Source organism: Planosporangium spinosum (assembly GCF_049999945.1).
Lineage (GTDB): Bacteria > Actinomycetota > Actinomycetes > Mycobacteriales > Micromonosporaceae > Planosporangium > Planosporangium spinosum.
Genome location: NZ_JBLYUB010000017.1, coordinates 105639 through 119609, shown reverse-complemented (window position 1 = coordinate 119609; position 13971 = coordinate 105639). Strand labels below are relative to the sequence as shown.

Below are 13971 nucleotides of genomic sequence, written 5' to 3'. Positions count from 1 at the left end.
TGGATCAGTGGTACCGCGGCCCGGCTTCTCGGGTCCCGGTATGTACCAACCTCGCCGGGCACCCGGGTATTTCGTCCCACGGACACGCACCTGCACCCGTTGAAGATCGGCCAGTTCAGTAGGCTGTTCGATCGAGGTGGGCTCGTCCGTGGGGAGGGGATCAACGGTGGGCCGAAGCTCTTTCGTGGTGGTCGCGAACCGGCTGCCGGTCGACCAGGTGAGCACGCCGGAGGGGCGCCGCTGGCGGCGCAGCCCCGGCGGCCTGGTCACCGCGCTGCAACCGGTCCTCGCCTCGCACCGCGGCACCTGGATCGGCTGGACCGGAGCGGCGTCCGGGCCGGGCGACCCGCCGCTGGAGCCGTTCGAGCTGGAGGACATGCGCCTGCACCCGGTGTCGTTGACGGCAGAGGAGGTCGCGCGCTACTACGAGGGATTCAGCAACTCCAGCCTGTGGCCGCTCTACCACGACGCCGTGGAGACGCCGATCTACCGGCGACGCTGGTGGGACGCGTACCGGCGGGTCAACGAGCGCTTCGCCGAAGCCGCCGCCGAGGAGGCCGCCGAGGGCGCCGTGGTCTGGGTGCAGGACTACCAGCTCCAACTGGTACCCGCGATGCTCCGGGAGCGCCGCCCGGACCTGCGGATCGGGTTCTTCCTGCACATCCCGTTCCCGCCGATCGAGCTGTTCGTCCAGTTGCCGCGCCGCATCGAGGTGCTGCGCGGGCTGCTCGGCGCCGACCTGGTCGGCTTCCAGCAGCCACTGGCCGCCCAGAACTTCCTCCGGCTCAGCCGCCACCTGCTGGGCCTGCGGCCGCGCGGCGACAGCGTCGAGATCGACGGACGCGTCGTGCGCGCCGGGGCGTTCCCGATCTCCATCGACGTCGCCGAGTTCGAGAACCTGGTCGCGATGCCGCATATCCGACAGCGCGCCGCGGAGATCCGCCACGAGCTGGGAGACCCGAAGACGATCCTGCTCGGCGTCGACCGGCTCGACTACACCAAGGGGATCGAGCAGCGGCTCACCGCGTTCCAGGAGCTGCTCGCCGAGGGCAAGGTGACCGTCCCCGAGGCGGTGATGGTGCAGGTCGCCACGCCCAGCCGGGAGCGCGTCGAGCACTACCAGGCGCTGCGGGTCAAGGTCGAGCGTGAGGTGGGCCGGATAAACGGCGACTACGGCCGGGTCGGCGTCCCGGCGGTCCATTACCTGCACCAGTCGTACAGCCGCAGCGAGTTGGCCGCGCTCTACTGCGCTGCCGATGTCATGATGGTGACGCCACTACGTGACGGAATGAACCTGGTGGCAAAGGAGTACGTGGCTGCACGAGCCGATCTCGGCGGAGCGTTGGTACTCTCCGAGTTCGCCGGCGCGTCCGCCGAGCTGCGCCAGGCGTTTCTGGTCAACCCACACGACCTAGACGGGCTCAAGGACACGCTGGTGCGCGCCATCAACGTCGACCCGGTTGAGGCCAACAGGCGGATGCGGGCGATGCGGCGCCACCTACGGACCCACGATGTAACGGCGTGGGCTCGATCGTTCCTGACCTCCCTCGGCGTACTGGACACGATGACATGAATGCTCCCACCGACGGCGACGGCGCCGCCCCGGCAGCCGGCAAACTACCCGCCGCACCCGCGGACCTGACCGCGGGTGCGGTCGAGGCCCTGGACGCCGGGCTGCGCGCCGCCTGCGCGCGGGTCGCCCGGGTGCCCACCCTCCTGGTCGCCTGCGACTACGACGGCACGCTGGCGCCGATCGTGGAGGACCCGACCCGCGCGGTACCGCTGCCGGAGGCGGTGGCGGCGCTGCGGGCGCTGGCCGCCCTGCCGCAGACCACGGTCGCGGTGATCTCCGGGCGGGCGCTGCGCGACCTGGCCGCACTGTCCCGCCTGCCCAGCGAGGTCCACCTCGTCGGCAGCCACGGCTCCGAGTTCGACGTCGGCTTCGTCGACGCGCTCGCCCCGGACCTCCAGCAGCTGCGCGGCGAACTGGTCGAGACGCTGTCCGGGCTGGTCCGCCGCCGGCCCGGGGTCCGGCTGGAGGTCAAGCCGGCCAGCGTGGCCGTGCACTTCCGCTCGGCCGAGCCCGAGGTCGCCCGGCTGGTCCTGGAGTCGATCCGCACCGGACCGGCCACCTGGCCCGGGGTCAACGTGACCCAGGGCAAGGAGGTCATCGAGCTGTCGGTGATCACCACCAACAAGGGCCTGGCGATCGACGCGCTGCGCACCCAGCTGTCGGCCAGCGCGGTGGTCTTCTGCGGCGACGACGTCACCGACGAGAACGCGTTCGCCCAGCTGCACGGCCCCGACCTGGGCATCAAGATCGGCCCCGGGGAGACCCGGGCACACTACCGGGTGTCCGGGCCGGTCGACGCGGTCCGGCTGCTGGGCCTGCTGCTGCACTACCGCCGGCAGTGGCTGTTCGGCGAGCGGGCGGTACCGATCGAGCGGCACTCGATGCTGTCCAACGGCCGCACCGTCGCCCTGGTCACCCCGGACGCCCGGGTGAGCTGGCTGTGCCACCCCCGGCCGGACTCCTCCGCGCTCTTCGCCGACCTGCTCGGCGGGCCGACCGCCGGGCACTTCACCGTCACGCTGGAACGCGGCGGGCTGCCCCTGGGCCAGCGGTACCTGCCCGGCACGATGACCGTCGAGACCCGCTGGTCCGGACTGACCATCACCGACTGGCTGGACACCCACCCGGCGGGCGGCGAGTACGAGGGCGCCACCCGCGCCTTCCACGTCTCCGACAACCAGGGCACCGCGCTGGTACGGGTGCTGACCGGTACCGCCCGCGCCAAGGTCGAGTTCGCGCCGCGGCCGGAGTTCGGCCAGCTGCCGATCCGGTTGCAGCCGCTCGGCGACGGGCTGCTGGTCCTCGGCTCCAACGAGCCGATCGCGCTGCACTCCCCCGGCGTGGAGTGGGACATCGTCAGCGACGGCGGTAACGAGGCCGCCCGGGCGGTGGTCGACCTGTCCGCGATGGGCGGCCAGGCCGTCCTGGAGCTGCGGATGGGTACCAGCGACGTCGAAGCGCACCCACTCGACGCGGACAAGCGCCGGGCCATCGCCGAGCAGCGCTCCCAGGACTGGGCCACCTCGCTGCGGCTGCCGGTCCGGGCCCGCGACGCGGTGCTGCGCAGCGCGCTGACCCTGCGCGGGCTGTGCCACGAGTCGTCCGGGGCGATCCTGGCGGCGGCGACGGCGGCGCTGCCGGAGGAGATCGGCGGCGTGCGCAACTGGGACTACCGGTACTGCTGGCTGCGCGACGCGGCGATGACCGCGCGGGCGCTGGTCGACCTCGGCTCGATCGAGGAGGCCGACCGCTTCCTGTCCTGGACCATGCGGGTGATCGAGTCGACCGGTGGCCATCCGGAGCGGCTGCACCCGCTGTACGCCGTGGACGGCAACGAACTGGGCGCCGAGGCGGTCATCGACACCCTGCCCGGCTACGCCGGCTCCCGGCCGGTACGCGTCGGCAACGCCGCCAACCGGCAGGTCCAGCTCGACGTGTTCGGGCCGGTCGCCGACCTGATCGCGGCCGTCGTCGACCATCGCGGCCTGACCCCCAACGACGTGGCCGTCATGGGCGCCATGGTGGAGGCGGTCGAGCGGCGTTGGCACGAGCCCGACCACGGCCTGTGGGAGGCCCGGCTGCCCCCGCGCCACCACGTGTACTCCAAGGTCATGTGCTGGCTGACCGTCGACCGGGCGATCCACCTCGGCGAGAAGCACGGCATGCCGATCAGGCCGGAGTGGCGGGTACTGCGCGACACGATCGCCCAGAACGTGCTCACCCACGGCTGGCACGACGAGGTCGGCGCGTACACGGTGGCCTACGGCGACCGGGACCTGGACGCCTCGTCGCTGTGGATCGGCCTGTCCGGGCTGCTCACCGACGACGACCCCCGGTTCCTCAAGACCGTCCTCGCCATCGAGGCGGAACTGCGCAGCGGCGCGACGGTCTACCGGTACCTGTGGGACGACGGGCTACCCGGCCGGGAGGGCGGCTTCCACATCTGCACGGCCTGGCTGATCGAGGCGTACCTGCGCACCGGCCGCCGTACCGAGGCCGAGGAGCTGTTCGAGCAGATGCTCGACTGTGCCGGGCCGACCGGGCTGCTGCCCGAGCAGTACGACCCGGAGGCCGAGCGCGGCCTGGGCAACCACCCGCAGGCGTACAGCCACCTCGGCCTGATCCGCTGCGCGCTGCTGCTCGACGCCACACGCTGAGTTCCGGCGATCTTGGACACTCGGGCCGGCTACGGCCGGTCCCCGTGTCCAAGATCGCCAAGAACACCGACCACGTCGCCGAGAACCACGATCGCCGGGGGCCGTAGCGCCGCCTCGGCCGCCCGCTCGGCGATCGTGTCCAGGCGTCCCCGTACCACCCGCTGCGCCCCGGTCGTACCCTCCTGCACCACGGCGGCCGGGGTGTCCGCCGGCTTGCCGTGGCGCAACAACGTGGCGGTGATCGCCGGCAGGTTCTTCAGCCCCATCAGGATGCACGTGGTGCCGCGCAGGCGGGCCAGGGCCGGCCAGTCGACCAGCGAGTGAGGGTGGTCCGGCGCGACGTGGCCGGAGACGACCACCAGCTCGTGGGCGACCCCGCGGTGGGTCACCGGGATGCCGGCCGCGGCCGGTACGGCCAGCGCGCTGGTGACGCCGGGGACCACCGTCACCGGGATGCCGGCCTGCGCGCAGGCGATCAGCTCCTCGCCGCCCCGGCCGAACAGGTACGGGTCACCGCCCTTGAGCCGGACGACGAACTTCCCCTCCTTGGCCCGCTCGACCAGGATCCGGTTGATCTCGTCCTGGGTACGCGACGGCCCGTACGGGATCTTCGACGCGTCGACCAGCTCCACCTCGGGGCGCAGCTCGTCCAGGAGCAGCCCGGGTACCAGCCGGTCGGCCACCACGACCTCGGCGGCGGCCAGCAGGCGCCGGCCGCGGACCGTGATCAGCTCGGGGTCGCCGGGGCCGGAGCCGACGAGCACCACCGCCCCGCCGCCCGGGGCGTGCGGCGCGGGGTCGAGCGTGCCGTCTCCCAGACCTCTGCGGATGCCGTCCCGGACGGCCATCGCCCGGCGCGGGTCGCCGCCCCCGAGGACCGCCACGGTCACCGGGCCGTGCCGCGTCACCGCCGGGGTCCAGGCCGTCGCCGCGTGGCGGTCGTCGGCGCGTACGCAGAACACCCGCCGCTCGCGCGCCGCGTCGCTGACCGCCGTGGCGGCGGCCGGGTCGTCGACGGCGACGTGGACCAGCCAGACGCCGTCCACGTCGCCCGCCTCGAACCGGCGCGGCAGCCACCGCAGCCGGCCGGCGGTGGCGAGGTCGTGCAGGGCCGGGGTGAGGTGCGGCGCGACCAGGACCACCTCGGCACCGGCCGCCAGCAACGCCGGGACCCGTCGGGTCGCCACCGCCCCGCCGCCCACGACGAGGACCGGCAGCCCCTCCAGGCGCAGCCCGATCGGGTACAGCTCGCTCACTTGCCCCCTACTTCCTTCGAGATCCTGGACGCCTGGACCGCCCGGTAGCCGGCCTACGTGTCCAAGATCGCCGACTTGGACGACACGCCGGCCGAGTCGAACGTGGCCACCTCGTGCAGCACCCGCACCGCGCTGGCCACGATCGGCAGCGCGAGCACCGCACCGGTACCCTCGCCGAGCCGCAGCCCGAGGTCGATCAGCGGGTTCAGGCCCAGGTGGGCCAGGGCCACCGTAGCGCCCGGCTCCACCGATCGGTGCCCGGCCACCATCGCCGCCACCGCGTCGGGCGCCAGCGCCGCCGCCACCAGCGCCGCCGAGGCCGCGATGACCCCGTCGAGCAGCACCGGTACCCGGCGGGCCGCCGCACCGAGGACGTACCCGGCGAGGGCGGCGTGCTCGAACCCGCCGACGGCGGCGAGCGCACCGACCGGGTCGTCGGCGCCGACCCGGTGCCGGGCCAGGGCCTGCCGGACCACGTCCACCTTGCGCGCGTACGTGTCGTCGTCCACGCCGGTGCCCCGGCCGGTGACGTCGGCGGGGTCGACGCCGGTGAACACGGCGACCAGCGCGGCGGCCGGCGTGGTGTTGGCGATCCCCATGTCGCCGGTGAGCAGGATCTTCGCCCCGTCGTCGATCAGGTCGTGCGCGACCCCGATCCCCGCCGTGAGCGCCCGGCGGGCCTCCTCGCGGGTCATCGCCGGCTCCACGGCGAGGTCGCGGGTACCGGCGCCTACCTTGCGGACCAGCAGCCCGTCGGCCGGTTCGAGCCGGGCCGCGACGCCCACGTCCACCACGGTCACGGACACCCCGGCCTGCCGCGCGAACGCGTTGACCACCGCGCCGCCGGCCAGGAAGTTCGCCACCATCTGGGCGGTGACCTCCTGCGGCCACGGGGTGACGCCCTGCGCGTGTACGCCGTGGTCACCGGCGAACACGGCGACGGCGCCGGGGGTGGGCAAGGGCGGCGGGCAGGTACCCGCGAGGCCGGCCAGCCGCACCGCGAGCCCCTCCAGCTCGCCGAGGGAGCCGGCCGGCTTGGTCAGCCGGGCCTGCCGCTCGGTCGCGGCCCGGGCGGCAGCGGCGTCGGCCGGCACGACGGCCGCGATCGTACGGTCGAGCAGGTCGTCGGTCATGGCGGTGCTCCCCCTGTCAGGTGGCGGCTCAGCCGGGTAGCGGCTCAGAGCCAGGTGGCGGCTCAGCCAGGCGGCGGCTCAGCCAGGTAGCGGGCTCAGCCGGTCGCCAGCACCTCGGCGAGGACGGCGACGAAGGCGTCGGTGGTGGCGGTGTCCCGGACGGCCAGGCGCAGCCAGTCCGGCCCCAGGCCGGGGAAGGTGTCACCGCGGCGCACCGCGTACCCGCGGGCCCGCAGCCGGTCGCGTACGGCGGAGCCGTTCGGGACCCGGAGCAGCACGAACGAACTGGCGGGCGCCCCGGCGATCCGGACGCCGGGAACAGCGGCGAGCCGGTCGAGCAGGTGCGCCCGGTCAGCCCCGAGACGGCGGGCGATGGCGTGCTCGGCGGCGACGGCGGTCGGTGAGGCGCAGGCGACGGCGGCGGCCAGGGCCGGCGTGGACACCGGCCACAGCGGCGCGACGGCCGCCAGCCGGTCGACGAGCGCGGCGTCGGCCAGCAGGTACCCCACCCGCAGCCCGGCCAGACCCCAGGTCTTGGTGAAGCTGCGGATCACGACCAGGCCGGGCAGGTCGCGGCGGCGCGACAGGGACTCCGGCTCGCCGGGCACGGTGTCGGCGAACGCCTCGTCGACGACGAGCACCCGGCCGGGCCGGGCCAGCGCCGCGACGGTCTCCGCGCCGTGCAGGACCGACGTCGGGTTCGTCGGGTTGCCGAGGACGACCAGGTCGGCGTCGGCGGGCACGAGACCCGCGTCGAGGCGGAAGTCGCCGGACAGGAACACCCGGTCGACGGCGTGGCCGGCGGCGCGCAGCGCGGCCTCCGGCTCGGTGAACTGCGGGTGCACCACGACCGCGCGCACCGGCCGCAGGGCCTGGGCGAGCAGGCTGAACGCCTGCGCGGCGCCGGCGGTGAGCAGGACCTCGCCCGGTGGACGCCGGTGGCGGGCGGCGACGGCTTCCCGGGCCGGGCCGGGGTCGGGGTACCGGGCCAGGTCGGCGAGGCTGGCCGCGACGGGCCGCGCCAGCCAGTCCGGCATCGGGTCGGCCCGTACGTTGACCGCCAGGTCGACCAGCCCGGTGGCCAGTTCCTCGTCGCCGTGGAAGCGCAGCGCGGCTTCCCCGTCACCATGGAAGCGCAGCGCGGCTTCCCCGTCACCATGGAAGCGCAGCGCGGCTTCCCCGTCACCATGGAAGCGCAGCGCGGCTTCCCCGTCACCATGGAAGCGCAGCGCGGCTTCCCCGTCACCATGGAAACGGAGGCCGGCCGGATCACCGGACGGGGGCGCGGGCGGGCCGGACGTGCGCATGGTGAGAATCTTGCCCGCCCGGCGCGGTTCACACGACCGTAGGCGGACGTGAAGATTCCCTCAGGTACGCGTACCGTCTGTCCTATCTTATGAACGTGAATGGCGAGAACGAGTACCCCCTCGGGCTGATCGGCCGGGTCGCCGTCCTCGTTCGCACGGGCCTGGCCATGGGGATCGCGGTGGCGGCGCTGTCGTTCCCCCTTGCCGCGCTGGCCGGCCTGACCCTCAAGGCCAGCATCGACGAGATCGACCGCCAAGCCGCCAGCCTCCCGGACACCGCACCGGCGCTCACCAGCAGGGTGTACGCGTCCGACGGCACCACGTTGATCAGCCAGTTCTACGACGAGAACCGGACGTACACTCCGCTGTCCCGCATCTCGCCCATCGTCGCGCAGGCCATCACCGCGGCCGAGGACGCCCGGTTCTACGACCACGGCGGCGTCGACGCCAAGGGCGTCATCCGCGCGTTCGTCGCCAACCGCCGCTCCGGCGAGGTAACCCAGGGCGCGTCGACGCTGACCATGCAGTACGTGCGCAACGTGCTGCGCGACTCGGCCCGCACGCCGGAGGAGGTCCGCGCGGCCACCGAGCAGACCAATGCCCGCAAGATCCGCGAGATGCAGCTGGCCGTCGCCGTCGAGCGGCAGCTGGGCAAGGCCGAGATCCTCGAGCGCTACCTCAACGTCGTGTACTTCGGCCACCAGGCGTACGGGATCACCGCCGCCGCGCAGGTGTACTTCTCCACGAGCCCCGCCGACCTGACCCTGCCGGAGGCCGCGATGCTGGCCGGCCTGGTCCAGGCGCCGTCGTCGTACGACCCGGCCGGCGACCAGACCGCCGCCACCGACCGCCGCAACTACATCCTCGACCGGATGGTCGACCTGCACCACGTGGCCCGGCCGGTGGCCGACCAGGCCAAGGCGCAGCCGATCGCGCTGCGCCTGTCGGAGCCGCCGAGCGACTGCGCGGCGGCGGCGCAGAACGACTGGGGTTTCTTCTGCGACCTGTTCAAGACGTGGTGGACCGAGCAGCCGGCGTTCGGGGCGACCCCGCAGGAGCGCCTGAGCCGGCTGCGCCGCGGCGGGTACACGATCGTCACCTCGCTCGACACGGGCCTCCAGGCGAACGCCGAGCAGCACGTCACCGCCAAGGAGGCGGTCGGCAGCCCGTTCGCCCACGGCCTCGTGGCCATCGAGCCGGGTACCGGCCGGGTCAGGGCGATGGCGGTCAACCGGGTGTACTCGGTCGACTCCTCGCACAACGGCCGGCAGCTCGACCGCAACGGTCGCGCAGGCGGCACCGTCGGCAGCTACCCGAACACGGTCAACCCGCTGCTCGGCGGCGGTGATCTGCCCGGCTTCCAGGCCGGCTCGACGTTCAAACTGTTCACCATGCTGGCCGCGCTCGACCAGAACCTGCCGCTGGACACGTCGATCTACTCGCCGCAGCGGTACCGGTCGTCCTACCCGAGCGCTCCCGGTGAGCCGGCCTCGTGCGGCAACCGGTGGTGCCCGTCGAACGCCAGCGCCCAGATGACCGGGGCGCAGACCATGTGGTCGGCGTTCGGCAAGTCGGTCAACACGTACTTCGTCCAACTGGAGCAGCGGGTCGGCGCCGACCGGGCGGTCGCCATGGCCGAGCGGCTGGGCCTGCGCTGGCGTACCGACGTCGACAAGCAGCAGGCGTCGCCGGGGAAGGCGGCCGACTGGGGGGCGTTCACGCTCGGCGTGGCCGACACCACGCCGCTGGAGATGGCCAACGCGTACGCCACGATCGCCGCCGACGGCACGTACTGCGAGCCGCTGCCGGTCGTCAGCATCACCGGGCCCGACGGCGCGCCGGTCACCACGGTCAGCGCGCGGGCCGGCGACAAGCCGGTCGAGGTCGCGGCGCCGCGCTGCCAGCAGGTCCTGCGGCCGGAGGTGGCCCGCGCCGCCGTGGACGCCGCCCGCTGCACCACCGGCTACCGCAGCCGGACCGGCGACTGCGGGGGCTGGTCCACCGCACCGGCGGTGTACCCGCTGGTCAAACGACCGGTCGCGGGCAAGACCGGGACGACCGACAACAACCAGGCGGCCTGGTTCGTCGGGATCTCACCGGCGCTGTCGGTGGCGAGCTTCATCGCCGACCCGGACAACCCGTTGCACGCCGTGGGCACCGCCAACCACGACAAACCGATCCGGTCAGCCGCCGAGACGCTGCGCGACGCCCTGGCCAACGGCCCGGTACGGGACTTCACGCCACCGGCGGTGACGACGGCGTACGGCAAGGACGGCAGGCTCGGCGACGGCGACCGGGACGGCACGTCCACCCGCCCGAGCGCGACCACACGCCCCACCCCGACCCCGCGGGTGACCCCCTCGAAGCGCTCCTGACGGTCAGCGGAGATCGGCGGCGACGAGCGACCAGACCTCGACGTCGACCCGCTCGCCATCGACGTGCCCGGCGTTGCGCAGCAGCCCCTCGTACGTGAAACCGGCCTTCTCGGCCACCCGCCGCGACGCCACGTTGCCCGGGGCCACCCGCATCTCGACGCGCTGGAAGCCGTGCTCGAGGATCAGGGCGACCGTGAGCGCGTCGACCGCCTCGGCGGCCACGCCGAACCCGCGCGCCTCGGCCGCCACCGCGTACGACACCTCGGTCGAGCGGGCCGTCCAGTCGGTACGCCGCAGCCACAGGCAGCCCACGATCCGGTCGTCCTCGCGCCGTACCACCGCGTAGTGGTCGCCGTCGCCGTGGTCGCGGACCTCGGCGACGATCTCGGTGCACCAGGCCCGCCCGTCGACCGGCCCGTCGCCGGTCGGGAAGGGCAGCCAGCGCCGGGTCTGCCGGTCGGCGAAGATCTCCGCCACGTGATTGGCGTCGGCGGCGGCCAGCGGGCGCACGTGCAGGCGGGGCGTGACCACGGTCAGCGGCGGGAACCGGCGTGCGGTCAGTGACGGGAACCGGCGTGCGGTCACCGGCCAGTACGAGGCGGCGCTCATCGCGGGACTCCTCCCGTGCGACGTCAGTGCTGCGAGCCATCGACCGCAGCGGCCGATGGCAGACGATACCGGGTGCGGGCCGGCCGGGAGTGGCGGACAAGCCGGTAGCGTTGTGGCGTGTACCGGTTCCTCGCCACCCCCCGCTGGTTGGGGCTGGCCGCGCTCGCGTTGATCCTCGCCGCGGTGATGGCCGGCCTCGGTAACTGGCAACTGCACCGCTACCACGAGCGCTCCGCGATCAACGCGCGCATCGACGCCGGTGGCAGCGGCCCCGCCGTACCGATCACGAGCGTGCTCACCGCACCGGCCGGCACCGGCGCGCGCGTCGGCCCCCCACTCCCGGCCACCGCCGAGTGGAAGCGGGTGGAGGTGACCGGACGGTACGACCCCGGCCACGAGATCCTGGCGCGCGGGCGCACCGTCGACGGCTCGGTGGGGTTCGAGGTGCTCACTCCCCTGCTGCTCGCCGACGGCTCGGCGGTGCTCGTCGACCGCGGCTGGCTGCCACCCCCGACCGGTGGTGACGCCCTGGCCATGCCGGACGTGCCGCCGGCGCCGAGCGACGAGGTCACCGTGGTCGGCCCGATCCGCCGGCCGGAGAGCGGCGCGGACAAGCCGGTACGGCACACCGTCCGGCGCGTCTCCCCGGCGACGCTGGGCCTGCCGTACCCGGTCTACGGCGGGTACGTGATGCTCGACGAGCAGACGCCGACGGCGGACAGCCGCTTCACGCCGGTGCCGGCCGACCACGAGAACGCCTGGATGAACGCCGGGTACGTGGTGCAGTGGTGGGCGTTCGCGGCGCTGACCCTCTTCGGGTACGGGTACCTGGCCCACCGGGAGGCGCACGCCGACACCACCACCGACCCCGACCGTGCGGCTACTGTCCCCGTATGAACGACGGCATCGACGGCGGCAAACCCGTCCGGCGGACGATCGACCCCGACCCCTACCCGTCAGGCGTCTACTCGGCCCTGTCGTACCCGCCGGCGGCCGCGGCGGCCCCGCCCACCGGCTCCGGGCCGGGGTCCGCCGCCGCGGGCGGCCCGGGCTCCACTGCCACCTCCACCGGGTCGGCCTCCGCCGGCTCCGCGTCCGGTGCGCCCGGTCCCGATGGGAGTGCGGAGGTCCTCGCCCGCATCGGTGACGTCGACGTGACCGCCACCGTGGTCCGCACCCCGGCCGGCGCGCTCACGCTCGCCGTCGCGACCGTCGAGGTCGCCCGGGGCCGGGTGGTACGCACCCCCACCTGGGCGGTGTTCTGCGCGGTGGTCGGCTTCTTCGTGGTACCCGTGGCCAGCCTGCTGTTCCTGCTGGCCAGGGAGACGGTCGAGGACGGCCCGACGGTGGTACGGATCAGCGGCGCCGGGATCCACCACGAGACGCTGGTGACGGACCCCGCCGAGATCGAGCTGGCCCGTTCACTCGCCGCCAGCTGACCGGCCGGTGTGGATCGCCCGGACCGCCTCGATGGTGTCCGCCTCGGCGGCGGTCTTGTCCTCGCGGTACCGCAGGACCCGCGCGAAGCGCAGCGCCACCCCGCCCGGGTAGCGCGGCGAGGTCTGCACCCCGTCGAAGGCGATCTCCACCACCAGCTCCGGCCGTACCGTGACGACCCACTCCCCCTCCGAGACGGCCAGCGACCGCAGCCGCCCGGTCTGCCAGCGCAGCATCTCGTCGGTGAGCCCCTTGAAGGTCTTCCCGAGCATGACGAAGCCGCCCGTGGCCGGGTCGCGGGCGCCAAGATGGAGGTTGGACAGCCAACCGCGGCGCCGGCCGTGCCCCCACTCGGCGGCCAGGACCACCAGGTCGAGGGTGTGCCGCGGCTTGACCTTGACCCAGGCCGCGCCACGGCGCCCCACGTCGTACGGCGCGTCCAGCGACTTGATCACGAGGCCTTCCTGCCCGGCGTCGACGGCCGCGGCGAACGCCCGCTCCGCCGCACCGGCGTCGGTGACCTCGGTCCGGGTCACCAGCAGTTCCCCGGGTACCGCCCCGGCGAGCGCGGCCCACCGGTCGCGGGCGGGTACGTCGAGCAGGTCGGCGCCGTCCAGGTGGAGCAGGTCGAAGAAGAACGGCCGGAGGTCGGCGGGCTCCTTACGGCGGGCGGCCCGGCCGGACGTCTCCTGGAACGGCAGCGGCCGGCCGGCGGCGTCGAGCCCCAGCGCCTCGCCGTCGAGGACGAGCGTGTGGGCGGGCAGGGCCCGTACCGCCGCCACGACGCCGGGCAGTCGGGCGGTGAGATCGTCGAGGCTGCGGCTGAAGACGGCCACGTCGGAGCCGTCCCGGTGCACCTGGACGCGTACCCCGTCGAGCTTGACGTCGGCGGCGGCCGGCGCCCCGGTGGCGGCGATCGCCTCGGCCACCGACGGTGCACTCTGGGCGAGCATCGGCGCGAGCGGGCGCCCGACCGCGAGGTGGAACTTCGCCAGCGCGCCCGGCCCGCCGGTGAGCGCCGCGGCGGCGACCGCCTTGAGGTCACCGGCCAGCAGGAGGGCCCGGCGGACCTCGGCGACGTCCACCCCGGCGGCCCTGGCGACCGCGTCGGCGAGCAGTCCGGCCTGAGCGCCCTGGCGCAGCTCACCGGTGAGCAGACCGACGAGTACCCGCTGCTCGTCGGCGGTTGCGGCGGAGAACAGGGCGTGTACGAGACGGCGCCGCTCGGCCTGCGAGCCGGGGCCGGCGGTCTCGGACAGCCGTTGCAGCGCGGCGTCGACCTGCGCGACGGTGAGGGTGGCGACCGGCGCGGGAGGGGGCAGCTCACGCAGGGTCGCCCACCCCACGCCGGTCTGGCGCTGGCGTAGCTCGCCGGCGAGGTAGGCGGCACCGGCCTCGATCCGCGCGGCGGCATCCGGCGGCGTGGAATCCAGTCCGGCGGCACCGGCCGCGAGGGTGGCCGGCGCCGTGGCGGCACCCGGCCCGGGAGTGGTGGTGCCGTCGGCGAGCCGGCGCAGCGCGTCGGCCAGTAGCTCGATCTTGGCGCGACGACCCGACGTCCCGGTCACCGCTGCCGACGTGGCGGCGAGGTCAGCAAAGCGCACCTGTTCATGATGCCCGGACC

General features: G+C 74.1%; 10 protein-coding genes. 5 read left to right on the top strand and 5 right to left on the bottom strand.

The annotated features are described in order from the left end of the window. Positions 1 to 166: 166 nt before the first annotated feature. Both ACNTMW_RS22210 and otsB read left to right on the top strand, forming a co-directional pair. Positions 167 to 1573, top strand: coding sequence for an alpha,alpha-trehalose-phosphate synthase (UDP-forming) (locus ACNTMW_RS22210; protein ID WP_426635658.1), 1407 nt, complete (start codon positions 167 to 169; stop codon positions 1571 to 1573). Further along, entirely contained in the window at positions 1570 to 4230 is a 2661-nt protein-coding gene (gene otsB / locus ACNTMW_RS22205) for a trehalose-phosphatase (protein ID WP_426635656.1), read from the top strand. Before ACNTMW_RS22210 ends, otsB begins: the two co-directional genes overlap by 4 nt. 29 nt (positions 4231 to 4259) lie before the next feature. On the opposite strand, the gene cobA is transcribed toward otsB, so the two are convergent. The 3 genes from cobA to cobC form a co-directional block, all read right to left on the bottom strand. Then, a complete protein-coding gene (gene cobA / locus ACNTMW_RS22200) occupies positions 4260 to 5486 on the bottom strand; it encodes a uroporphyrinogen-III C-methyltransferase (RefSeq protein WP_426635655.1) in 1227 nt (408 codons plus the stop codon). Positions 5487 to 5539: 53 nt separating this feature from the next. Continuing rightward, positions 5540 to 6607, bottom strand: a complete 1068-nt coding sequence (gene cobT / locus ACNTMW_RS22195; RefSeq protein ID WP_426635723.1) for a nicotinate-nucleotide--dimethylbenzimidazole phosphoribosyltransferase — start codon at positions 6605 to 6607, stop codon at positions 5540 to 5542. A gap of 107 nt (positions 6608 to 6714) precedes the next feature. Continuing rightward, positions 6715 to 7926, bottom strand: a complete 1212-nt coding sequence (cobC, locus tag ACNTMW_RS22190) for an Rv2231c family histidinol phosphate aminotransferase CobC (RefSeq protein ID WP_426635654.1) — start codon at positions 7924 to 7926, stop codon at positions 6715 to 6717. A gap of 89 nt (positions 7927 to 8015) precedes the next feature. Here cobC and ACNTMW_RS22185 point away from each other — a divergent pair, with 89 nt between their 5' ends. Next, on the top strand, positions 8016 to 10301 hold the full coding sequence (locus ACNTMW_RS22185; protein ID WP_426635653.1) for a transglycosylase domain-containing protein: 2286 nt from the start codon (positions 8016 to 8018) through the stop codon (positions 10299 to 10301). 3 nt (positions 10302 to 10304) lie between these two features. Here the strand turns inward: ACNTMW_RS22185 and ACNTMW_RS22180 are convergent, their stop codons facing one another. Beyond that, the gene (locus ACNTMW_RS22180) at positions 10305 to 10910 is read right to left on the bottom strand and encodes a GNAT family N-acetyltransferase (RefSeq protein ID WP_426635652.1); all 606 of its coding nucleotides are present in this window, start codon (positions 10908 to 10910) and stop codon (positions 10305 to 10307) included. A 117-nt stretch (positions 10911 to 11027) separates the two neighbouring features. On the opposite strand from ACNTMW_RS22180, the gene ACNTMW_RS22175 reads away from it, so the two are divergent. Beyond that, positions 11028 to 11807 carry an SURF1 family cytochrome oxidase biogenesis protein gene (locus ACNTMW_RS22175; RefSeq protein ID WP_426635651.1) on the top strand — a complete coding sequence of 260 codons (780 nt, stop codon included), beginning with the start codon at positions 11028 to 11030 and terminating at the stop codon, positions 11805 to 11807. Then, the gene (locus tag ACNTMW_RS22170; RefSeq protein WP_426635650.1) at positions 11804 to 12349 is read left to right on the top strand and encodes a hypothetical protein; all 546 of its coding nucleotides are present in this window, start codon (positions 11804 to 11806) and stop codon (positions 12347 to 12349) included. Before ACNTMW_RS22175 ends, ACNTMW_RS22170 begins: the two co-directional genes overlap by 4 nt. On the opposite strand, the gene ACNTMW_RS22165 is transcribed toward ACNTMW_RS22170, so the two are convergent. After that, positions 12332 to 13951 carry an ATP-dependent DNA ligase gene (locus ACNTMW_RS22165; protein ID WP_426635649.1) on the bottom strand — a complete coding sequence of 540 codons (1620 nt, stop codon included), beginning with the start codon at positions 13949 to 13951 and terminating at the stop codon, positions 12332 to 12334. The genes ACNTMW_RS22170 and ACNTMW_RS22165 overlap by 18 nt on opposite strands. Positions 13952 to 13971: the final 20 nt, after the last annotated feature.